This is a genomic window from Pseudomonas sp. IT-P218 (assembly GCF_949767605.1).
Lineage (GTDB): Bacteria > Pseudomonadota > Gammaproteobacteria > Pseudomonadales > Pseudomonadaceae > Aquipseudomonas > Aquipseudomonas putida_AE.
The window spans coordinates 857,629-879,456 of sequence record NZ_CATKQQ010000011.1 but is presented as its reverse complement, the minus strand read 5'-3'; the positions used below and the strand labels follow the sequence as shown (position 1 = coordinate 879,456).

Here is a 21,828-nt window from a genome sequence, read left to right as displayed (position 1 = left end):
GCCTGACATTTGTTGTCAGGCTTGCCGCAGTCCTGATTGCGAGTGCGGCCCATGTCCCGAATTCCTGATGCCAATGTAATCCACAGTCGACTGCGGCTGCGCCAGCTGCGGCTGATGCTCGCGCTGGAGGAATTCGGTTCGTTGCGCCGCGCCGCCGACCACATCGGCATGACCCAACCGGCAGCGACCAAGATGCTGCACGAAGCCGAGGACCTGCTCGGCGTCGAGCTGTTTGAACGGCTGCCTCGGGGCATGCGCTCGACCCCGTTCGGTGAAACCGTCATCTACTACGCACGCATGGTCTTCGCCGAGCTCAGCGGCATGCGCGAAGAACTGGTGGCGCTGCAATCGGGCAACCTGGGTCGGGTCGCCGTTGGCGCGATTCCGGCGCTGGCTTCCGGGCTGTTGACCCGCACCATCGCGACCTTGAAGCAAAGCCATCCACGCTTGTCCATGAGCATCCAGGTCGACACCAGCGACGTGCTGGTACAGGCGCTGTTGCAGGATCAACTGGACATCGTTTTAGGAAGGATTCCGCCCGGAGCACGGGCCGAAGAACTGCTGTTCGACAGCCTGGGCGAAGAAGCCCTGTGCGTGATTGCCGGTGCGCAAAATCCGCTGGCGCAGGAGAAGCAACTGGGTTGGGCAGAATTGCAGAACATGACCTGGGTGCTGCAACAGCAGCCAAGCCCGATGCGCGCGATCATCAATCAGGTGTTCCACAATGCGCGGGTCGACATTCCCAGCAGCATCGTCGAAACCACCTCGATCATGACCCTGCTCTCGTTGATCCAGCAGACCGATATGCTCGGTGTCACACCGGTGTCGGTGGTCGAGGATTATCCCGGTCGAGACCTGCTGGCGGTGTTGCCGATCAAATTCGAAGCACGACTGCCACCCTACGGCTTGATCACCCGCCGCCATCGCATTCAGTCCTCGGCGATGCAGGCATTCATGAACTCGGTGCGGGCCGAGCATGCGCTGAGCAAATGAAAAGGCCCCTGTAGGAGCTGCCGGAGGCTGCGATCTTTTGATCTTGCTTTTAAAAGGTCAAAAGATCGCAGCCTCGTTGCACTCGGCAGCTCCTACAGGGAAATGCGTTTACGCGGTTTTACGGAACACGAACACCAGGCCAACGATAATCAGCACCATGCCGAGGATACTCAACAGCGCCAGACGATTGCCGAAAATCAGGTAATCCATCACGGCCGTCACGGCCGGCACCAGATAGAACAGGCTGGTGACATTCACCAGGTCGCCCCGGGCGATCAAGCGGTACAGCAACAGGGTCGCCAGCACCGACACCACCAGCCCCATCCACAACACCGGCACGATGAAACCGCTGCCGTGTTCGAAATGAAACGGCTGGAACGGCACGAATATCCCGCAGAGCAACAACCCGGCCAGGTACTGCACCGGGAGCGTGCCAAGGGGATTATCGGTGATGCGTTTTTGCATGATCGAACCGAAGGTCATACTTGCCAGCGCCAGCAGGCCGAAGAGCATCCCGGCCAGCGACATGCCGGCCAGGCCGATGCCCTGATAGACCACCATGATCAACCCGGCCAGGCCCATCGACAGGCCGAACATGCGGCTGGCCGAGCGCTGGCGCTCCATGAGCACCACCGTGAGAATCGGTTGCACGCCCATGATGGTCGCCATTACACCGGGCGTGACCTTTAGGTCGAGCGCCAGCAGATAAAAAATCTGATACGCCCCCAGCAACACCACACCAGTCGCCATCGCATACAACATCGGCCTGCCGCCCTTGGGCAACTTCAGCTTCAGCAGCGGCATCAGCAACACCAGGCCGCACAACGCGATGACGAAGCGAATCAACAGAAAGGCAAAGGGTGATGCGTGGGCCAGCCCCCACTTGGAGAAAATCGCCCCGCTGCTCCACAGCAGAACGAACAGGCTCGTGGAAGCCGCCGCGAGCGCGGACTTTTTCGAAAGGACAAACATGAATACCACCTGTAGTCAGGCAAGAAGCCAATTCAGCCGAAGCTGAAATCCAGTAGTTTTTTCAAGCGGGCGCGTTTCGGAGAGGGTCAGCAGAACAATGCTGATCAGCCCGAAATGCCAACACCCGGCGGTGATACGACTGCGTACACCGGCGTGCTACGGACAGGTGGGGGGTAATGACTGATCTGCACAGGCTGCTGGTTCCCGCACGGCACGACGCCAGCGTTGACCGCTGAATCGACTACCGCGTTGATGAGGGTTGCAGGCATTGGGCTGATCTTTTTCGAAAAGTTGAAAAGCAGGTCATGCAGACCTGCTTGAGCTGACTATAACCAGAGGTGTGGCAGGCATCAACTCTCTTGCAAAAGACGGTTGAGGTATTGGCCATAACCATTTTTTGCCAATGGCGCCGCCAGTTTCTGCAGCTGATCGGCATCGATCCATTTCTGCCGGAAGGCAATCTCTTCAGGACAAGCGACTTTGAGGCCCTGGCGACGCTCGAGCGTGGCAATGAACTGGCTGGCATCGAGCAATGAGTCGTGGGTTCCGGTATCCAGCCAGGCGTAACCGCGGCCCATGATTTCTACCGACAGGTTGCCCTGTTCCAGGTAGAGACTGTTGATATCGGTAATCTCCAGCTCACCCCGCGCCGATGGCTTGATGCTCTTGGCCATCTCGACAACGTCGTTGTCATAGAAATACAGCCCGGTGACCGCAAAATTCGACTTGGGCTTGAGTGGCTTTTCTTCGAGGCTGATCGCCGTGCCCTGGCTGTCGAACTCGACCACGCCGTAACGCTCCGGGTCATTGACGTGATAGGCAAAGACACTCGCACCCGCCTGACGCGCCATGGCACTTTGCAGAATATTGATGAAGTCGTGGCCGTGATAGATGTTGTCACCCAGGACCAGGGCGCTGGGGTCGTTGCCGATAAAGTCTTCGCCGATGATGAAGGCCTGTGCCAGGCCATCGGGCGAAGGCTGCACCGCATAGGCAATGTTCAGGCCCCAACGGGTGCCATCCCCCAGCAGCTGTTCGAAGCGTGGGGTGTCCTGTGGCGTGGAGATGATCAGGATATCGCGGATACCCGCCAGCATCAGGGTGCTCAGCGGGTAGTAGATCATCGGTTTGTCGTAGACCGGCAGCAGCTGCTTGGAAATGGACAATGTCGCCGGATGCAGTCGAGTACCAGAGCCGCCGGCAAGGATGATGCCTTTACGATTGAGCATATTCATTTCTCCAGTATTTCTGCGAGCATCCGTGTCACGCCGACTTTCCAGTCAGGCAAGCTCAGCGCAAAGGCCTTTTGCAGTTTTTGCGTATCGAGTCGGGAATTGCATGGGCGTCGCGCCGGCGTCGGGTACGCCTCGGTGCCGATCGCGTCGACCATTGCCGGGCCAACCTTGAGCTTCATGCCTGCCCGCTCGGCATGTTCGAGTACAAAACGAGCATAGCGACACCAGGTGGTTTCGCCAGCGGCTGCAAGATGGTAGATCCCGCTCAATTGCGGGTCGGCCAGCAGGCTACGGATGGCATGGGCGGTCACATCCGCGAGCAATTCGGCACCGGTTGGCGCGCCGAACTGATCGTCGATCACGGCCAGGCGTTCACGTTCCCGGGCCAGGCGCAGCATGGTCGTGGCAAAGTTGTTGCCCCGAGCGGAATACACCCAGCTGGTACGCAGGATCAGATGCGCACAGCCGCTGGCGGCGATCGCCTGTTCGCCGGCCAGCTTACTGGCCCCATAGACACTCAATGGCGCGACCGGATCCTGTTCCTGCCAGGGCGTATGGCCAAGCCCTGCGAACACATAATCGGTGGAGTAATGCACCAGCAAAGCCTTGAGCCGTAACGCCTCGCGAGCCAGCACCGCCGGTGCATCGGCATTGACCCGATGGGCCAGCTGCGATTCGCTTTCAGCCTTGTCGACCGCGGTGTAGGCCGCTGCGTTCACGATAACGTCAGGTGCGAAGCGCTGCACGGTGGCGGCCAGCCCTGGCAAATCCGTCAGATCGCCGCAGTACTCCTGGCTTGCGGAGTCCAGCGCCAACACCTCGCCAAGGGGCGCGAGACTGCGTTGCAGCTCCCAACCCACCTGGCCGTTCCTGCCGAGCAATAGCAGTTTCATGCATTGCGCCCGGCATAGTTTTTCTCGACCCATTCGCGGTAGGCGCCGGACTGGATATTGCGTACCCAATCCTGGTTGTCCAGGTACCACTGCACGGTTTTGCGAATGCCGGTCTCGAAGGTTTCCGCCGGTTTCCAGCCCAGTTCACGCTCAAGCTTGCGGGCATCGATGGCATAACGTCGATCGTGCCCGGGCCGATCGGTCACGTAGCTGATCTGTGCATGGTAGGGCTGGCCGTCGGCACGCGGACGCAGCTCATCGAGCAACGCGCAGACGGTGTGCACGATCTCGAGATTGGTTTTTTCGTTCCAGCCACCGACGTTGTAGACCTGACCCACGTTGCCGGCCTCCAACACGCGGCGGATGGCACTGCAGTGGTCCTTGACGTACAACCAGTCGCGAATCTGCTGGCCATCGCCATAGACCGGCAATGCCTGGCCGGACAGCGCGTTGACGATCATCAGCGGAATGAGCTTTTCCGGGAAGTGATACGGACCGTAGTTGTTCGAGCAGTTGGTGGTCAGTACCGGCAGGCCGTAGGTGTGATGGTAGGCGCGCACCAGGTGGTCGCTGGCGGCTTTGCTGGCCGAGTAAGGGCTGTTGGGTTCATAGGGGTGGTTTTCGTTGAACGCCGCTTCGTCCTTGGCCAGTGAGCCGTAGACTTCGTCGGTGGACACATGCAGGAAGCGAAAGGCCTGCAGCGCATCGGGCGCCAGCCCCTTGGCGTAGGCGCGCACGGCTTCGAGCAAGCGGAAAGTGCCGACGATGTTGGTGTCGATGAAGGCCTGCGGCCCGTGGATGGAGCGATCGACATGGGACTCGGCGGCAAAGTTGAGAATGGCACGGGGCTGGTGCTCTTCGAGCAAGCGCTCGACCAGGGCACTGTCACCGATATCGCCCTGCACGAATACATGCCGGGTATTGCCCGACAGGCTGCTGAGGTTATCCAGGTTGCCGGCATAGGTCAGCTTGTCCAGATTGACTACGGTTTCATCGGAGTGAGCCAGCCAATCCAATACGAAATTTGCCCCAATGAAGCCTGCACCGCCAGTTACCAGGATGGTCATTGATTCAGACCTTTTTCAGTAAGGTTGCGAGGATCGGCCCCCCAATGGCGTTACTGCCAAGGAAACTCTGCTGTCGCAAGGATTTTGGATAAGGGTTTGAACATTCAACCAGCGCTCGCCAGCTCTACGACCGGCTCTGTTTAGACTCCCCCGACGCCCTGAACGGCATTAACAGGCGACATTCGTAATATAGCTTAGCTCCCAAAAATAAAAAAAAAGATCGCCTGGTGGCGATCTTTTTTCCCGGCCTTTGGCCATCGGGTGCTCAACCTATCAGCCAATGGCCCAGTAACCCCAGCACGCCAATCGCCAAGATCGGCCGCATTGCCCGATACGCCTTGGGGTGACGGCGTTTCCACTGCTTGACCAGCCCGCTGAACCTGTCGCTGAACTGCTTGCTCCAGGCATAGGCCTGGTTGATCCCGCCCACCCGTTCATCCGCAAGGTTCTGCGGCGCGGTGGCCCGCCCCAGCAGGCGGCTGATCCAGCGGTTGATGCCGGTGATCAAGCGGTTACTGAGCGGCCGCTCGATGTCGCAAAACAGAATGACCCGGGTCTTGTCGGTTTCGTTCTTGACCCAGTGCACATAGGTTTCGTCGAACATCACGTCTTCACCATCACGCCAGGCGTAGGCCTGACCGTCGACAAAGATGCGACAAGCGTCGCTGTTGGGCGTCGACAGCCCCAGGTGGTAGCGCAAAGAGCCGGCAAATGGATCGCGGTGCGGATTGAGATGACTGCCCCCCGGCAGCAGGGCAAACATGGCCCCCTTGACGTTGGGAATCGCGCTGACCAGCGCTACGGTCTGCGGGCACAGCAACTCGGCCGAGGGCAAGGGTTGGTCGTACCACTTGAGGTAGAAGCGCTTCCAGCCCTTCTTGAAAAACGAACCGAAGCCGGCATCGTTGTTTTTTTCCGCGGCGCGGATGTACCCCTCATCGAACAGGTGCAGCGCTTCTTCGCGGATAACTTGCCAATTGTCCTTGAGCATATCCAGCTCGGGAAACCTGCTGCGGTCCAGGTAGGGTTTTGAAGGCACGCCGGAGAACAGATACATCAAGGCGTTATAGGGGGCAAACAGGGCCGAATGGTTGACGAACTGACGCAAGACCGGCAAGCGCGCCTTGCCACGCAAATGTACATAGAGGGTACTGCCCAGAAACAGCAGCAACAACGACGCTTTCGCGGCAACCGAAACGCTCATTTACAACTCCTTGATCGATAATCTACGCAACGCCATTCCTCGACGCGGCCGTTGGCATGATAAACATTACCAATCGCGGGAAAAACCCGTGTAACCCGACATACAGTGTTAAGGAATGCGCAACAAAGCATGTCTTAACACAAGGTGCCTGAACGCTTGCTGATCCGCGTCAGGACACCTGATGGAGAAGGGGACTCCCCTTCTCCATCATCCAGCCTTCCCTACCCGTTACTGCTGGTTCTCCTGCTCGGTAAACAGATCGCTGAACAGCATGCTCGACAAATAACGTTCACCGGAATCCGGAAGGATCACCACAATGGTCTTGCCCTGCATCTCCGGGGTCTCGGCCAGGCGTACCGCCACGGCCATCGCGGCGCCGCAGGAGATGCCGCACAGGATGCCTTCTTCCTGCATCAAGCGCAGCGCCATGGCCTTGGACTCCTCGTCGGTGACCAGCTCCACCCGGTCGACGATCGACAGGTCGAGGTTTTTCGGCACGAAACCGGCACCGATGCCCTGGATCTTGTGCGGGCTCGGCTTGATTTCTTCACCGGCCAATGCCTGGGAAATCACCGGTGATACCGCTGGCTCCACCGCCACCGAGACGATCGGTTTGCCCTGGGTATTCTTGATATACCGTGAAACGCCGGTAATGGTTCCGCCGGTTCCGACACCGGCCACCAGGACATCCACCGCGCCGTCGGTATCGTTCCAGATCTCGGGCCCGGTGGTTTTTTCGTGGATGGCGGGGTTGGCCGGGTTGTCGAACTGCGCCGGCATGAAATAGCGCGCCGGATCACTGGCGACTATTTCCCCGGCCTTCTCGATCGCGCCTTTCATGCCCTTGGCCGGCTCGGTCAGCACCAGTTCCGCCCCCAGCGCCTTGAGTACCTTGCGGCGCTCGATGCTCATGGATGCCGGCATGGTCAGCATCAATTTGTAGCCACGGGCGGCGGCAACGAAGGCCAGGCCGATGCCGGTATTGCCGGACGTCGGTTCGACGATGGTCATGCCCGGCTTGAGCCTGCCTGTGCTTTCGGCGTCCCAGATCATGTTGGCGCCAATCCGGCACTTGACCGAGTAACCGGGGTTGCGCCCCTCTATCTTGGCCAGGATGGTAACGCCACGCGGCGCGATACGGTTGATCTGCACCAACGGCGTGTTGCCGATGGAATGGGCATTGTCAGCGTAGATACGGCTCATGGCTGGGTCCTTAACGACAGCATTGAAATAGGGCATCAAGGTAAGCCTCTTGCCCCTGGGCGTCCAGTCAGGTCGAACGTCCGGATGTAACCGCAGTCAATGGCTTTAGAACGTCAGAGAATTACCACCATGAAACGTCGATACCGCTGGCCGTTGTGGAGCTTCGCCGGCCTCCTTGTGTTGCTGATTGCCCTGCACTTCGCCCTGCCCTACCTGGTGCGCGACTACCTGAATGACCGGTTGGCGAACATGGGCGATTACCGTGGCCAGATCACCGACGTGGACCTGGCCCTGTGGCGCGGTGCCTACAAGATCAACGGCCTGAAAATCGTCAAGGTCGAGGGCAAGGTGCCTGTGCCCTTCGTCAATGCGCCGCTGATCGATCTCTCGGTCAGTTGGCATTCGCTGTGGTACGACCACGCAGTGGTCGCCCAAGTGACGTTCCTCAGGCCCGAGGTCAACTTTGTCGACGGCGGGGCCAACAAACAGAACTCGCAAACCGGCGAAGGCACCGACTGGCGTGCCCAACTGGGGAAATTGCTGCCGATCACCCTGGATGAAGTGCGGATCGACGATGGCAAGATCAGCTTTCGCAACTTCAATTCCAAGCCACCGGTGAACATGAATGCCACCAAGGTCGACCTGAGCATCTACAACCTGACTAACGTGGTCGATGCCAAAGGCAAACGCGACGCCCGCTTCGAAGGCAAGGCGCTACTGCTGGGTCACGCGCCCCTGGAAACCACGGCCACCTTCGACCCCCTGAGCAACTTCGAAGATTTCGAATTTCGCATGCGGGCCCGGAACATTGAGCTCAAACGCATGAATGACTTCGCTTCGGCCTACGGCAAGTTCGATTTCAATGCCGGCCATGGCGACGTGGTCATCGAAGCCAAGGCGAATAAAGCCAAACTGACTGGCTATATCAAACCGCTGCTGCGGGATGTCGACGTGTTCAACTGGCAACAGGATGTGGAAAACAAGGACAAGGGGATCTTTCGTTCCATCTGGGAGGCTATCGTCGGCGGCTCGGAAACCGTGCTGAAAAACCAGGGCAAGAACCAGTTTGCCACCCGGGTCGAGCTCAGCGGCAACGTCCATCAAAAAGATATCAGCGCGTTCCAGGCGTTTTTGCAGATTTTACGCAATGGTTTCATCCAGGCATTCAATGCGCGCTATGAACGACCCAAGCCGGAGGCCGATTAATTTTTACGCGTGACAGTGTAACGCCCGGTGTCTTCGGCTGCCCGTAGCGGATTGGCTTGCTGTTGCAGGAAATCCCATCCCAGGCAGGCCAGGGCCAGTGACCGCGGTACCGCCTCTCGGCCACTGCTGTAGCGACTGATGCTGCGGGCGCTGACGCCCAACGCCTCGGCGGCCTGATTCAGCGGCAATCCGGTTCGAGCGCGCCAGTCGATGAAAATCCGGGTATTTTCGTCCGACGCGTTTTGCGCCAGCGCATCCAGGTACAGGGTGTCGGCACCGATCTGGATGTCCAGCTCAGGCCACTCCACGCACCAGCCATCGTCACCCAGCATGGCCCCCTCGAACGCACTGCCACGCAAAGGCTGCAGGCCGGCAAAAACCTGCAGGTCGCGACTCAGGTCCAGGGTCAGTTGTTGACCGTCGATGAACGTCAGCGCCAGGCGATAATCCGGCAGTACTTCCACTGCTGATAGTCGTGGTCGCTTCATGGGTAACATCGTTTCCAATCCTCCAGCAATTGCGCCTGATGGGCTCTGATCCACCCGAGCGCTTCCTTGATAATCAACGGCGGTGCCTTGCCTGCCATCACTTCGACGGTTTCCAGGCTCAGCATGACATCCAGCCCGCCACCGGTCAGGTGAACGTGGGGCGGCGGGTGATCCTTCTCTCGCAGCGGAATGCGATACGTATCTCGAAATCGGTATTTAGTAGACATGCCCGGCAAGCTATCGCCAAAATGGCGATATCTCAATACTGGCCAGCCGCCGAGACTGAGTCAAGATGTGACGCTCCATTCAGAGACTGAATAAGCCGTCTGCGTTCACAGCCGACCGGACACCGCGTTATAGTCGGGGCTGACCATTTTATTGCACCTTTTATTGCACCTTTCATTGCACCCCTGCGCCCTGCCTCGCTCAGGCCGGCGTTACCGTTCGAGGATTAGCAGATGAAGTTCGAAGGCACCCAGGCCTACGTCGCCACCGATGACCTGAAGCTGGCGGTCAACGCCGCCATCACCCTGGAGCGGCCGCTGCTGGTCAAGGGCGAACCTGGCACCGGCAAGACCATGCTCGCCGAACAACTGGCCGACTCCTTTGGCGCCAAGCTGATCACCTGGCACATCAAGTCCACCACCAAGGCTCACCAGGGCCTCTATGAGTACGACGCGGTCAGCCGCCTGCGCGATTCGCAGCTCGGCACGGAAAAGGTCCACGACGTTCGCAACTACCTGAAAAAGGGCAAGCTCTGGGAAGCCTTCGAATCCGAAGAGCGGGTCATCCTGCTGATCGACGAAATCGACAAGGCCGACATCGAGTTCCCCAACGACCTGCTGCAAGAACTCGACAAGATGGAGTTCTACGTCTACGAGATCGACGAGACCATCAAGGCCAAGAAGCGCCCGATCATCATCATTACCTCCAACAACGAGAAAGAGCTGCCGGACGCCTTCCTGCGCCGCTGCTTCTTCCACTACATCGCGTTCCCGGATCGCACGACGATGCAGCGGATCGTCGACGTGCATTACCCGGACATCAAGAAAGACCTGGTCAGCGAAGCGCTGGATGTGTTCTTCGACGTGCGCAAGGTGCCGGGCCTGAAGAAAAAACCATCGACTTCAGAACTGGTGGACTGGCTGAAGTTGCTGATGGCCGACAACATCGGCGAAGCGGTGCTGCGCGAACGCGATCCGACCAAGGCCATCCCGCCGCTGGCCGGCGCTTTGGTGAAGAACGAACAGGACGTGCAACTGCTGGAGCGTCTGGCGTTCATGAGCCGTCGCGGCAGTCGATAAGAGGCTGATGCCATGCTGCTCAACCTGTTCAATGAAATGCGCGCAGCCAAGGTGCCGGTCTCGGTGCGCGAGCTGCTGGACCTGATCAACGCGCTGAAACAGCGCGTGACCTTCGCCGATATGGACGAGTTCTATTACCTGTCCCGGGCGATCCTGGTGAAGGACGAAAAGCATTTCGACAAGTTCGACCGGGCCTTCGGGGCCTACTTCAATGGCCTGGAAAAGCTCGACGATCACCTCCAGGCCCTGATTCCGGAAGACTGGTTGCGCAAGGAGTTCGAGCGCTCGCTGACCGATGAAGAACGGGCAGCGATCCAGTCCCTTGGCGGCCTCGACAAGTTGATCGAAGAATTCAAGAAACGCCTGGAAGAACAGAAGGAACGCCATGCCGGCGGCAACAAGTGGATCGGCACCGGTGGTACCAGCCCGTTCGGTTCCGGCGGTTTCAACCCGGAAGGCATTCGGGTCGGCGATGCCGGCAAGCGCCAGGGCAAGGCCGTGAAAGTCTGGGACCAGCGCGAGTACAAGAACCTCGACGATTCAGTCGAGTTGGGCACGCGCAACATCAAGGTCGCCCTGCGCCGCTTGCGCAAATTTGCCCGCCAGGGCGCGGCGGAAGAGCTGGACATCGATGGCACCATCGACCACACCGCCAAGGATGCCGGCTTGCTGAACATCCAGATGCGACCGGAGCGGCGCAATACGGTGAAGCTGTTGCTGCTGTTCGACATCGGCGGCTCGATGGACGCCCACGTGAAGATCTGCGAAGAGCTGTTCTCGGCCTGCAAGACCGAATTCAAGCATCTGGAGTACTTCTACTTCCACAACTTCATCTATGAGTCGGTGTGGAAGAACAACATGCGTCGCACTTCCGAACGCACCTCGACCATGGACCTGCTGCACAAGTACGGCGCCGACTACAAAGTGATCTTCATCGGTGACGCCGCCATGGCGCCCTACGAAATCACCCAGCCGGGTGGCAGCGTCGAGCACTGGAACGAAGAAGCCGGTTATGTGTGGATGCAGCGGTTCAAGGAGAAGTACAAGAAGCTCATCTGGATCAATCCGTATCCGAAGGACACCTGGGGTTATACCTCGTCGACCAATATCGTGCGGGATTTGATCGAGGACCAGATGTATCCGTTGACCCTGCGGGGGTTGGAGGAAGGGATGCGGTTCCTGTCCAAATGATCGGGTGACGGTCTAAAAGATCGCAGCCTGCGGCAGCTCCTACAGAGATCGGTGTAGGAGCTGCCGCAGGCTGCGATCTTTTGATCTTCAAACAGTAAAACGGTGCAAATACTCGACCTGCTCGCGATGGGCGACATCCTGCACCACCGGCTTCAACCGCACCTGCGCCCCCGGCAGACACTGCGCCAGCCGCGCCAACGCCAACGGCGTCAACGCCCCCAGCCGCGGATAACCGCCAATGGTCTGCCGATCATTGAGCAGCACAATCGGCTGCCCGTCCGGCGGCACCTGCACCGCGCCCAGCGGAATACCTTCGGAGATCATCGGTTTTCCCTGGTACTGCAAAGCTGTGCCCAACAAACGAATGCCCATGCGATCGGCACGGCTGTCCAGGCTCCAAGTGCTGTTGAACGCATCGAACAGGCTCTGCCCGCTGAATTCACCGATCTGCGCACCGAGCACCAGGTCCAACGGGGCCTTGAGGTTCAGGTCCGGCCGCTGGTCTGCGGTCAACTCTCGCAGCAACATCACTGAGTTACCCGAATAGCTCAAGCACGCGCCTTTGCCCAGCGCACGCCCCATGCCATCCAGTCCGCCCAGTTCCTCACGAACCACCGTAGCGCTGCTGCCCAACACCTTCGGCGCATCGAAGCCACCCGGTGCGGCCAGATAGGCCCGGGCGCCGAGCAATGGCTGGGTGAATTGCAGACGCTGGCCCTTTTGAAGCCTGAAGCTGCGCCACGGTGCCAAGGCTTCACCGTCCACCTTCGCGCCAAGATCGGCCCCGGCCAGCGCCAGCACGCATTCGTCCTCGGCCACTACGGTGAACCCGCCGAGGGTGATTTCGATCACCGGCGCATCCAGCCCGTTACCCAGCAACCAATTGGCCCAGGACATTGAACGCCAATCAGCCGCGCCACCCTGGGTCACGCCCAGGTGCCGCACGCCAAAACGACCAGCGTCCTGCAACAGGCACAGCGGCGTACTCGCTTCAATCGTCAGACGGCTCATGCCTGGGCCTCCAGTGGCGTGTCGTCACCGCCCAAATTGATGAACTCGGCACGGCCGACCGCTTCGAAGCGCACGGTGTCGCCCGGTTGCATCAGGCTGTAGCCGTCTCGGTTGCGGTCAAACAATTTGGCCGGCGTGCGACCGATCAGGTTCCAGCCGCCCGGCGATACCACTGGATAGGCGGCCGTCTGCCGTTCGGCGATGCCGACACTGCCCGCAGCGACTTTCTTGCGCGGTGTATTCAGGCGCGGTGCGGCGAGTACTTCTTCCACCAGGCCCATGAAGGCGAACCCCGGGGCGAAGCCCAGGGCGAACACCTGGTATTCACGCCCGCTGTGACGGCGGATCACCTCTTCCACCGCCAGCCCACTGCGTTGCGACAACAGGCTCAATTCCGGACCGACACTCAAGTCGTACCACACCGGCAGCACATGGCATTTGCCGCGAGTACGCGCGTTGGGGGACAAGTCGATCAACGCCTCGGCGATCAATTCCCGGGCCTGCACCGGATTCAGCGCAGTCAGGTCGTAATGCACCATCAAGGTTGTGTAGGACGGCACCAGATCGATCAGCCGGTCACCGAACGCTGCCCGCAGGCTTTCGCTGGCGGCGAGCATCCACGGCATGTTGGCTTCGGCGATCTCATCGAACAGACGCACCATCAGGCAATCGAGCGCGACCACTTCTACCCGCAGTTTCATGACGCGCCCTGCTGGTTCAAAGCTTCACGAATGCGCCGCACGGCGGCCACCGAGCTGGCGTTGTCGCCGTGCACGCAGAGGGTATTGGCCTGCAGGTGCAGGGCGCTGCCGTCACTGGCGGTGAGGTGATCGCCACGGGCAATGATCAACGCCTGCTCGATGATTTTCTCCGGTTCGTGATGCACCGCCCCCGGCAGTTGCCGCGACACCAGCATGCCGGCGCTGTCGTAGGCGCGGTCGGCGAAGGCTTCGAACCACAGGGTCACGCCGTACTCCTCGCCCAACTGCTGCGCGGCGCTGTTGTCGCGGGTGGCCATCAGCATCAACGGCAGGCTGCGGTCATAGGACGCCACTGCTTGCAGGACGGCGCGCAGCTGAGCCGGGTTGGCCATCATGTCGTTGTACATGGCGCCGTGGGGCTTGACGTAGCTGACCCGACCGCCCTGAGCCCGGCAGATGCCGTCGAGGGCGCCGATCTGGTAATGCAGGATGTCCTGCAGTTCCTGGGTGGCATAGGCCATGGAGCGGCGGCCGAAACCGACCAGATCCTGATAGGCCGGGTGGGCCCCGATCTGCACGCCGTGGCTGAGGGCCAGGCTGACGGTCTTGCGCATGATGCTCGGGTCGCCGGCATGGAAACCGCAGGCGATGTTGGCGCAATCGATGAAGGGCATGACTTCGGCGTCCAGACCCATGGTCCAGTTGCCAAAGCTTTCGCCAATGTCGCAGTTCAATAGCAGGCGGCTCACGCTGAACACTCCTGTAGGCTTTATTCTTTTTAGCTGTGGGACATATCCGTATGACACGCCCGCAGATTACCAGTTACTGGGCGTCGAGTTGCTTGCCACGGGTTTCCGGCAAGCTCAGGGCCGCGAGGATCACCACGCCGTAGGACACCGCCGCAAAGGCACCGATGCCGACGCTCAGCGGCACCGTCTGGCTGAGCAGGCCAATCAGCAGCGGGAACAACGCCGCCAGCGCGCGGCCGATGTTGTAGCAGAAGCCCTGGCCCGAACCCCGAATGCGCGTCGGGAACAACTCGGTCAGGAAGGCGCCCATGCCACTGAAGATACCCGAGGCAAAAAAGCCCAGCGGAAAGCCCAGCCACAGCATCACACCATTGCTCACCGGCATTTGCGTGTACAGCAGCACAATGGTGAACGAGCCGACGGCGAACAGGATGAAGTTCTTTTTGCGGCCGAGGATGTCGGTCAGATAGGCGCTGATGACATAACCGACGTAGGAACCGACGATCACCATCGCCAGATATCCGCCGGTGCCGAGTACGCTCAGACCGCGTTCGTTTTTCAGGAAGGTCGGCAGCCAGGAGGTGATGGCGTAGTAGCCGCCTAATGCACCGGTGGTCAGCAACGAAGCGCGAATCGTGGTGAAGAGCATGCCGGGCGCGAAGATCTCGTAGAACTTCGACGGGTTGCTGGGTTCCTGTTTGGCTTTGGCTTCGCGGTAGATTTCCGGGTCCTTGACCAGGCGGCGGACGAAGATCACGAAAATCGCCGGCACGATGCCGAGGATGAACAGCGCGCGCCAGGCGTCTTCCGGCGGCATGATCGAGAACAGCAGCGCGTACAGGATCGCGGTCAGGCCCCAACCCAGCGCCCAGCCCGATTGCACCATGCCAACGGCCTTGCCGCGGTCCTGGGCACGAATGACTTCGCCGATCAGCACCGCACCGGCGGTCCACTCGCCGCCGAAACCAAAGCCCATCAGGGTCCGTGCAATCAGCAGTTGTTCGTAGTTTTGGGCGAAACCGCAGAGGAAGGTGAAGAAGGCAAACCACAGTACCGTCAGTTGCAAGGTGCGCACCCGACCGATACGGTCGGAGAGAATCCCCGCCACCCAGCCACCGATGGCCGAGGCGATCAGCGTGCTGGTGTGAATCAGCCCGGCCTGGCCGGTGGTGATGCCCCACATGGCGATCAGCGTTGGCACCACGAAGCTGAGCATCTGGGTGTCCATGCCATCGAGGCCATAGCCGATCTTGCAGCTCCAGAAGGTGCGGCGTTCCTGCTGATTGATGTTGCGATACCAGTCGAAAGGTCCCGGGCGAGCCGTGGCTTTCGGAATGGCGGTGGTGTCGGGCGCACTCATGGCAAATCTCCGCGCTGATTTTATTGGTATTGTTCTGAGCCCCGACGACGCCTATCGTGGGAACCGGATGTGTCGATTTTTGGACGCGCCAGCGCTCTGCGTCCAACTAATAAAAACCTGCCCTAGCCATAAGAAAAACTTGATCACATGAACCTGAAGTTTCTCGAGACCTTCGTCTGGGTCGCCCGGCTCAAGAGTTTCCGCCTCACCGCCGACAAGCTCTTCACCACCCAGGCGTCGATTTCCAGCCGCATCGCCGTGCTCGAAGGCGAGCTTGGGGTGAAGCTGTTCCTGCGCGACTCACGGGGCGTGAGCCTGACGCCGGAAGGCTTGAAAGTGCTCGAATACGCCGAGCAGATGATGGACACCATGCAAGCGCTCAAACAGTCGATCGAGACCCGCTCCTGCAAGGCCGGTCGCGTGCGCATCGGCGTGATGGACACGGTGATCCACACCTGGCTGAGCCCGTTGGTGGCGCAGATGACCGATCACTACCCGCTGGTGGAAATCGAACTGGTGGCCGATACCTCGCTCAACCTCTGCGATCAACTGCAAAAAGGCTTTCTCGATGTGATCCTGCAAACCGACCTGCTGCGCCAGGAAAGCGTGCGCAGCCTGGAACTGGCCAGCCACCCCATGGGCTGGATCGTCGCCAGCAATTCACTCTACAACCGCGACTATTCAGGCATCGCCGACCTGGCCAATGAGCGGATCATTACCTACTCGAAAAACTCCCATCCCCATCAGGAAGTGCTCGCGCTGATGCAGGCCAACGGCGTCATCGCACCTCGGCTGAACTGCGTGAACTCGGTCTCGGCGATCACCCGCCTGCTGCGCGACGGTTTTGGCATCGGCGCATTGCCACCGGTGCTGGTGGCCGAGGAACTGGCGCGGGGTGAATTGACCTTGCTGGACATCGACCAGCGACCACCGGACCTGCAAGTGGTGGTGTCGTGGCGGGTGGGCGTGGAATGGGTCGAGGAGATTGTGGCGTTGTGTCAGCAGGTGCTGGAGGGCTATGCGCGCCGGGTGGGGGAGAATTACATCGTTTTGCAACGTTGACCTGTAGGAGCTGGCTTGCCAGCGAAGGCGCAATGCCTGACACACCGCATCACTTGATTCGCTGGCAAGCCAGCTCCTACAGACCGCGCAAATCCCGCTCTTCTATCGGCCGGCTCTGGCGAAGACGCTTGCCGCCCAACACCACCCAATCGATCAGGCGGAACAGGCACTCGATCCCGAACGACAGCAGCAACGCCCCGCTCATGCCCCAGATCATCGCCTCCGGGGTCAGCAGGATCTGGTAGCTGTAGCCATTCCAGGTTTCCTTGCGAATATCCGGATCAGCGGCCAGCACCACTTGCAGGAAGCGGATGTACCACGGCCCTTGCATCGCCTGGAATTGCTTGTCCAACGCCACCTGGCGGCTCAGCAGGTTGCCCAGGCTGTCGGCGTCGCTGCGAAAGATCGGGTCTTCACTGGCGCGATAGTGGGCGACCAGGGCCTGCATGTCGCCCTTGAAGAATTGATTGGCGGTGTTCTGGAACCCGCTCAACCCGGCCTGCGCTTCGATCAGGTGGGCTTCGACCCGCTTGGCGTAATCATTGATGAACCCCGGCACCTGGACACCGATCAACAGGCCCGCCGCAAACAACACCAGCCGTAGATAACTGAGCAACATGGGGGATGATCCTTATTCGGTCCTGCCCTGGCTGACGCATTCGCCGCGTCGCCACAGGCTCCATTGGCCTGGCTCGTAGCGGGTCCAGGTTTCATTTTCGGTCAAAGGCTCGGTAGCAATCACCGTGACCACATCGTTGGGCGTGGTTTCGGCCTGGAAGTCGACGATCACATCGACGTCCTTCAGGCGCGCCGGGCCGAACGGGGCACGACGGGTGATCTGCGCCAGCTTGGTCGAGCAATAGCAGAACAGCCAGTCGCCATCGCTGAGCAGGCAGTTGAAAACACCCTTGCTGCGGTATTCGGCGCAGGCGGCGACCAGGTCCGGCAGCAGTTCCTCGACCTCCACCGGCTCCGGAAACGCTGCCCGCACGCGGTTGAGCAAGTCACAGAACGCCGCTTCGCTGTCGGTATCACCAACCGGGCGATAGAAGCTGGTCGTGGGTTGAAAATCCGCCAACTGGCCATTATGGGCGAAGCACCAGTTGCGCCCCCACAACTCGCGCACGAAGGGATGGGTGTTGGACAGGCAGACCTTGCCGACGTTGGCCTGGCGGATATGCCCGATCACCACTTCGCTCTTGATCGGGTAGCGCTGCACCAGGTTCGCCACTTCCGACTCGCAGCTCGCCGCCGGGTCCTGGAACAGGCGCAAACCCCGGCCTTCGTAAAAAGCGATGCCCCAACCGTCACGGTGCGGCCCGGTACGCCCACCACGCTGCATCAGCCCGGTGAAGCTGAACACGATATCGGTCGGGACATTGGCGCTCATGCCCAATAACTCACACATGCTTGGACTCTCGCTTCATGGCAGGGGCACGGTTACAGACGGGGTTCGACGCGCATCCGCTGGGGATTGCCCGGCACAGGCGGACGACCGTAACGATCATCGCCGGCACCGCCGAAGGGGTGATCCTCTTCCGGTTCGTCGGCACGAAGAGCGGCCTGGGCGGCGGCTGCCTGTTCCTTGCGGGCCCTGGCGCCACGTTCGAGGATAAAACGCGCCCCGGCGAACACCAGGTAGATGCCAAAAGCGATCATGCCGTACATGAACAGGTCGGAAATCGCCCGCCATGCGTTGTTGCCGACCTTGAACAACAGGTCAAGGGCCGTGATGGCAAGGGCCGGGGCCACTTTTTCCTTCACCGGGTCGATGATGGTCGGGCTGAACAGCAGCACCGCCACCAGTAAACGCAGGGGTTCGCGCAGCCAGCGCCACATCCAGCGGGTGATGCGCATCCACACCAACAGGCAGCCCAAAGCGGCAAAGGCGTAGAGGCCCCAAGCGATCAGATAGTCGTTCTCGGTCATGGTGTCCATGGCAAGGCAGGCAAAGAGGCGCTTATGATAACGGCTTTTCGTCCATCAGGCTCCTTCATGTAGGAGCTGCCGCAGGCTGCGATCTTTTGATCTTGAAAAAACAAGATCAAAAGATCGCAGCCTGCGGCAGCTCCTACAGGTTGCGCCCCCCCTATTCAGTATCTTGTTCGAGAGACCTTCATGCCCCTATCCGCCAACGTTTCCGACGCCCCGATTGCCCGCAAGGCCGAAGGATCCGACCCGTACGCCTGGCTGCAGGAGCGCGACAGCGCAGCGGTGCTCGACTACCTCAAGGCTGAAAACAGTTATCAGGAGGCGCAAACCGCCGATCAGGCCGGGTTGCGCGAAACCCTGTTCGAGGAGATCAAGGGCCGGATTCTCGAAACCGACCTGTCCCTGCCCTCGCCGTGGGGACCCTACCTGTATTACACGCGCACCACGGCCGGTGACGAATACGCCCGTCACTACCGCTGCCCGCGTCCGGCCGACGACAGCCTGGTCCTTGATGAAAGCCGGGAGCAACTGCTGCTGGACCCGAATGAACTGGCCCAAGGCGGCTTCTTTTCCCTCGGCGCGTTCAGCATCAGCCCCGATCACCAGCGCCTGGCCTACAGCATCGATTCCACGGGCGACGAGATCTATACGCTGTTCGTGAAGGAATTGTCCGACGGTCGCGTCAGTGAGCTGGAGTTCCAGGACTGCGACGGCAGCATGACCTGGGCCAATGACAGCCTGACCCTGTTTTTCGGCGAGCTGGACGACACCCATCGCCCGCACAAGCTGTTGCGCTATCGCCTGGACGGCACGGCGGCCGAAGAAGTGTTCCATGAAACCGACGGCCGCTTCTTCATGCACTGCTACCGATCGAGCTCCGAACAGCAATTGCTGCTGTCGGTGGGCAGCAAGACCACCAGCGAAGTCTGGGTGCTGGATGCCAATCACCCGCAACGGCCCTTTACCTGCGTCGCGCCGCGCCAGGAAAACCATGAGTATGACCTTGACCACGGCGCGCTCGACGGCCAATGGACCTGGTTCATCCGCACCAATCGCGACGGCATCAATTTTGCCCTGTACACCGCCGTCGACAGCGGCGTGGCGCCGACCGAAGCCGACTGGCAGAACCTGATCCCTCACAGCGACACGGTGATGATCGATGGCATGAGCCTGAACGCCGGGGCCATGACCCTGAGCCTGCGGGTCGGCGGCTTGCCGGTGATCGAAGTTCACCCCCAGGACCTGCCGAGCTATCGGGTGCAACTGCCGGACGCGGCCTACAGCCTGCACGTGCAGAACAGCCTGGAATTCGTCAGCGAGCGGATTCGCCTGCGCTACGAAGCGTTGAACCGTCCGGCGCAGATCCGCCAACTGGAACTGGTCAGCGGTGCGCAGCAGGTGCTCAAGCAAACCCCGGTGCTGGGCCCGTTCGACGCCGACGCCTACGTCAGCCAGCGCCTGTGGGCCACGGCGCCCGATGGCACGCAAGTGCCGATCAGCCTGGTGGTCAAGCGCGAAGCACTCGGCAAGCCGGTTCCGCTTTACCTGTATGGCTATGGCGCCTATGGCGAAAGCCTCGACCCGTGGTTCTCCCACGCGCGCCTGAGCCTGCTCGATCGCGGCATGGCGTTCGCCATCGCTCACGTGCGCGGCGGCGGTGAACTGGGCGAAGCCTGGTATCGCGCCGGCAAGCAGGAGCACAAGCAGAACACCTTCAGCGACTTCATCGCCTGCGCCGAACACCTGATCGCCAATGGCCTGACCACCGCGCCACAACTGGCGATCAGCGGCGGCAGTGCCGGCGGCCTGTTGATCGGGGCGGTGCTTAACCAGCGACCGGAGCTGTTTGGCGCCGCGATAGCCGAGGTACCGTTCGTCGATGTGCTCAACACCATGCTCGACCCGGAGCTGCCATTGACCGTCACCGAATACGACGAGTGGGGCAACCCTGAAGAGCCGGACGTGCACGATCGGATCAAGGCCTACGCGCCGTACGAAAACGTCAGCGCCCAGGCTTATCCGCCGACCCTGGTGATCGCCGGCTACAACGACAGCCGTGTGCAGTATTGGGAAGCGGCCAAATGGGTGGCGAAATTACGCGCCACCAAGACCGACGACAACCCGCTGCTGCTCAAGACCGAACTGGGCGCGGGGCATGGCGGGATGAGCGGTCGCTATCAGGGATTGCGTGACGTAGCGCTCGAATATGCATTTTTGTTCAAGGTATTGGGTGTTGCCTGAGGAACTTGGCGCGACGAACCGGTCTTAATCCCGGACATCGGTGGCCGATACAACACTGATCCCCTGTAGGAGCTGCCGCAGGCTGCGATCTTTTGATCTTAAAAAATCAAGATCAAAAGATCGCAGCCTGCGGCAGCTCCTACACAGGGATCAGCGGTGAGATCAAATCCGGAATAGAAGCAGACAAAAAAGATCGCACGACATGTCAGAACCCACCTTATTGAACAACGAAATCCGCAACTGGCTGATGGACTGCGGCCTGTTCAACCAACTGCTGCCGGCGGAATTCGCCGCGGCTTCGGGCTACTTCAGCCTGAGCACCATTGTCCAGGGCGAAGAAATCTTCCACGAGGGCGATGCCGGCAGCTTCATGTGCATCATCCATACCGGCCAGGTGGCGGTGCAGAAGACCACCAGCGACGGCCAGCAGGTGACCATCGCGACCCTGCGCAGCGGTCGCTCGTTCGGCGAAATGGCCGTACTCGACGGCGAACACCGTTCGGCCAGTTGCGTGGCGGCGAGCAACTGCCAGTTACTCAACCTGGGCAAGGATTCGCTGGAAAAGATGCTCAACGAGGCACCGAAAATCGCCGCCAAGATCATCCGCGCCCTCGCCGTCTCGCTCTCCAAACGCTTGCGCATGGCCGATGGGCAACTGCTGTCGCAGCAGGTCTAACCGCCGGGCGACTTGACCTTCGGCGGGTTCTGCTCGATCCCCGGCACCGGCTGGTCCTTGGTCGGCGGGCTTGGCATCTCGATCGGCACCAAGGGTGGCCCGCCACTGCCCGGGCCTACTTTCGGCAGGGGTGCCGGGCTGATCTGCGGATACGGCGTGGGCGTTGCGGTGCCCGGCGAACCGGGCATTGGCGCGGGACTGATCGGCATGGTCTGCAACTGCTGCGCCTGCACTGCAGTTATCGAGAGCGCGGTCAGGGCAATGGCCGTTAGAATGGTGCGCTTCATCAATGGCTCCGTTGGCCTTGTGGTCGATTGCAGGCTACTCCCAACTGCGCCGG

At 60.4% G+C, this 21,828-nt stretch carries 23 protein-coding genes; 7 read left to right on the top strand and 16 right to left on the bottom strand.

Translation table 11 applies throughout. The annotated features are described in order from the left end of the window. Nucleotides 1-51: 51 nt before the first annotated feature. Nucleotides 52-993 (top strand): LysR family transcriptional regulator, encoded by a 942-nt coding sequence (locus ACM6I6_RS10890; protein WP_274073559.1) that lies wholly within the window; start codon nt 52-54, stop codon nt 991-993. A 108-nt stretch (nt 994-1,101) separates the two neighbouring features. On the opposite strand, the gene ACM6I6_RS10885 is transcribed toward ACM6I6_RS10890, so the two are convergent. From ACM6I6_RS10885 to cysK, 6 genes are all read right to left on the bottom strand, one after another. Continuing rightward, nucleotides 1,102-1,965, bottom strand: a complete 864-nt coding sequence (locus tag ACM6I6_RS10885; RefSeq protein ID WP_274073558.1) for a DMT family transporter — start codon at nt 1,963-1,965, stop codon at nt 1,102-1,104. Between the two features lie 350 nt (nt 1,966-2,315). Next, entirely contained in the window at nt 2,316-3,194 is an 879-nt protein-coding gene (rfbA, locus tag ACM6I6_RS10880; protein ID WP_274073557.1) for a glucose-1-phosphate thymidylyltransferase RfbA, read from the bottom strand. Nucleotides 3,195-3,196: 2 nt separating this feature from the next. Continuing rightward, nucleotides 3,197-4,093: a dTDP-4-dehydrorhamnose reductase gene (rfbD, locus tag ACM6I6_RS10875; RefSeq protein WP_408600029.1), complete on the bottom strand. Its 897-nt coding sequence runs from the start codon at nt 4,091-4,093 to the stop codon at nt 3,197-3,199. Beyond that, nucleotides 4,090-5,160 carry a dTDP-glucose 4,6-dehydratase gene (gene rfbB / locus ACM6I6_RS10870; RefSeq protein ID WP_414919876.1) on the bottom strand — a complete coding sequence of 357 codons (1,071 nt, stop codon included), beginning with the start codon at nt 5,158-5,160 and terminating at the stop codon, nt 4,090-4,092. The genes rfbD and rfbB overlap by 4 nt, the downstream gene beginning before the upstream one ends. Nucleotides 5,161-5,425: 265 nt before the next feature. Further along, complete coding sequence (locus ACM6I6_RS10865; RefSeq protein ID WP_414919875.1) at nt 5,426-6,364, bottom strand: aspartyl/asparaginyl beta-hydroxylase domain-containing protein; 939 nt, start codon at nt 6,362-6,364, stop codon at nt 5,426-5,428. Nucleotides 6,365-6,592: 228 nt separating this feature from the next. After that, entirely contained in the window at nt 6,593-7,567 is a 975-nt protein-coding gene (cysK, locus tag ACM6I6_RS10860; protein ID WP_323628775.1) for a cysteine synthase A, read from the bottom strand. Nucleotides 7,568-7,696: 129 nt separating this feature from the next. Between cysK and ACM6I6_RS10855 the strand changes: the two genes are divergently transcribed. After that, nucleotides 7,697-8,773 (top strand): DUF748 domain-containing protein, encoded by a 1,077-nt coding sequence (locus tag ACM6I6_RS10855; RefSeq protein ID WP_274073552.1) that lies wholly within the window; start codon nt 7,697-7,699, stop codon nt 8,771-8,773. Here ACM6I6_RS10855 and ACM6I6_RS10850 read toward each other — a convergent pair. Further along, nucleotides 8,770-9,270 carry a DUF2442 domain-containing protein gene (locus ACM6I6_RS10850; RefSeq protein ID WP_323606765.1) on the bottom strand — a complete coding sequence of 167 codons (501 nt, stop codon included), beginning with the start codon at nt 9,268-9,270 and terminating at the stop codon, nt 8,770-8,772. The two genes, ACM6I6_RS10855 and ACM6I6_RS10850, sit on opposite strands and share 4 nt — an antisense overlap. Further along, complete coding sequence (locus tag ACM6I6_RS10845) at nt 9,258-9,488, bottom strand: DUF4160 domain-containing protein (RefSeq protein ID WP_323606764.1); 231 nt, start codon at nt 9,486-9,488, stop codon at nt 9,258-9,260. Before ACM6I6_RS10845 ends, ACM6I6_RS10850 begins: the two co-directional genes overlap by 13 nt. Nucleotides 9,489-9,719: 231 nt before the next feature. On the opposite strand from ACM6I6_RS10845, the gene ACM6I6_RS10840 reads away from it, so the two are divergent. Further along, entirely contained in the window at nt 9,720-10,565 is an 846-nt protein-coding gene (locus ACM6I6_RS10840; protein ID WP_008055443.1) for an AAA family ATPase, read from the top strand. Between the two features lie 12 nt (nt 10,566-10,577). Further along, nucleotides 10,578-11,756 carry a vWA domain-containing protein gene (locus tag ACM6I6_RS10835; RefSeq protein WP_046816791.1) on the top strand — a complete coding sequence of 393 codons (1,179 nt, stop codon included), beginning with the start codon at nt 10,578-10,580 and terminating at the stop codon, nt 11,754-11,756. Between the two features lie 87 nt (nt 11,757-11,843). On the opposite strand, the gene ACM6I6_RS10830 is transcribed toward ACM6I6_RS10835, so the two are convergent. From ACM6I6_RS10830 to ACM6I6_RS10815, 4 genes are all read right to left on the bottom strand, one after another. Continuing rightward, nucleotides 11,844-12,767 (bottom strand): biotin-dependent carboxyltransferase family protein, encoded by a 924-nt coding sequence (locus ACM6I6_RS10830; protein WP_414919874.1) that lies wholly within the window; start codon nt 12,765-12,767, stop codon nt 11,844-11,846. Beyond that, nucleotides 12,764-13,468, bottom strand: a complete 705-nt coding sequence (locus tag ACM6I6_RS10825) for a 5-oxoprolinase subunit B family protein (protein WP_414919873.1) — start codon at nt 13,466-13,468, stop codon at nt 12,764-12,766. Before ACM6I6_RS10825 ends, ACM6I6_RS10830 begins: the two co-directional genes overlap by 4 nt. Further along, complete coding sequence (locus ACM6I6_RS10820; RefSeq protein ID WP_323606761.1) at nt 13,465-14,217, bottom strand: 5-oxoprolinase subunit PxpA; 753 nt, start codon at nt 14,215-14,217, stop codon at nt 13,465-13,467. Before ACM6I6_RS10820 ends, ACM6I6_RS10825 begins: the two co-directional genes overlap by 4 nt. 73 nt (nt 14,218-14,290) lie before the next feature. Further along, nucleotides 14,291-15,577 carry an MFS transporter gene (locus ACM6I6_RS10815; protein WP_274073547.1) on the bottom strand — a complete coding sequence of 429 codons (1,287 nt, stop codon included), beginning with the start codon at nt 15,575-15,577 and terminating at the stop codon, nt 14,291-14,293. Between the two features lie 147 nt (nt 15,578-15,724). Between ACM6I6_RS10815 and ACM6I6_RS10810 the strand changes: the two genes are divergently transcribed. Then, nucleotides 15,725-16,639, top strand: coding sequence for a LysR family transcriptional regulator (locus ACM6I6_RS10810; protein ID WP_274073546.1), 915 nt, complete (start codon nt 15,725-15,727; stop codon nt 16,637-16,639). A 76-nt stretch (nt 16,640-16,715) separates the two neighbouring features. Here the strand turns inward: ACM6I6_RS10810 and ACM6I6_RS10805 are convergent, their stop codons facing one another. The 3 genes from ACM6I6_RS10805 to ACM6I6_RS10795 are packed head-to-tail and all read right to left on the bottom strand — an operon-like array spanning nt 16,716 to nt 18,577. Next, nucleotides 16,716-17,258, bottom strand: a complete 543-nt coding sequence (locus ACM6I6_RS10805) for a DUF2937 family protein (protein ID WP_130906676.1) — start codon at nt 17,256-17,258, stop codon at nt 16,716-16,718. Between the two features lie 12 nt (nt 17,259-17,270). Then, complete coding sequence (locus ACM6I6_RS10800; RefSeq protein WP_274073545.1) at nt 17,271-18,047, bottom strand: class II glutamine amidotransferase; 777 nt, start codon at nt 18,045-18,047, stop codon at nt 17,271-17,273. A 32-nt stretch (nt 18,048-18,079) separates the two neighbouring features. Next, nucleotides 18,080-18,577 carry an MFS transporter gene (locus ACM6I6_RS10795; protein WP_274073544.1) on the bottom strand — a complete coding sequence of 166 codons (498 nt, stop codon included), beginning with the start codon at nt 18,575-18,577 and terminating at the stop codon, nt 18,080-18,082. Between the two features lie 180 nt (nt 18,578-18,757). Here ACM6I6_RS10795 and ACM6I6_RS10790 point away from each other — a divergent pair, with 180 nt between their 5' ends. Together ACM6I6_RS10790 and ACM6I6_RS10785 are read left to right on the top strand one after the other, a co-directional pair. Then, a complete protein-coding gene (locus tag ACM6I6_RS10790) occupies nt 18,758-20,812 on the top strand; it encodes a S9 family peptidase (protein ID WP_414919872.1) in 2,055 nt (684 codons plus the stop codon). 202 nt (nt 20,813-21,014) lie between these two features. Then, on the top strand, nt 21,015-21,488 hold the full coding sequence (locus ACM6I6_RS10785; protein WP_414919871.1) for a cyclic nucleotide-binding domain-containing protein: 474 nt from the start codon (nt 21,015-21,017) through the stop codon (nt 21,486-21,488). Here the strand turns inward: ACM6I6_RS10785 and ACM6I6_RS10780 are convergent. Next, a complete protein-coding gene (locus ACM6I6_RS10780) occupies nt 21,485-21,775 on the bottom strand; it encodes a hypothetical protein (RefSeq protein ID WP_274073540.1) in 291 nt (96 codons plus the stop codon). The genes ACM6I6_RS10785 and ACM6I6_RS10780 overlap by 4 nt on opposite strands. Nucleotides 21,776-21,828 lie beyond the last annotated feature (53 nt).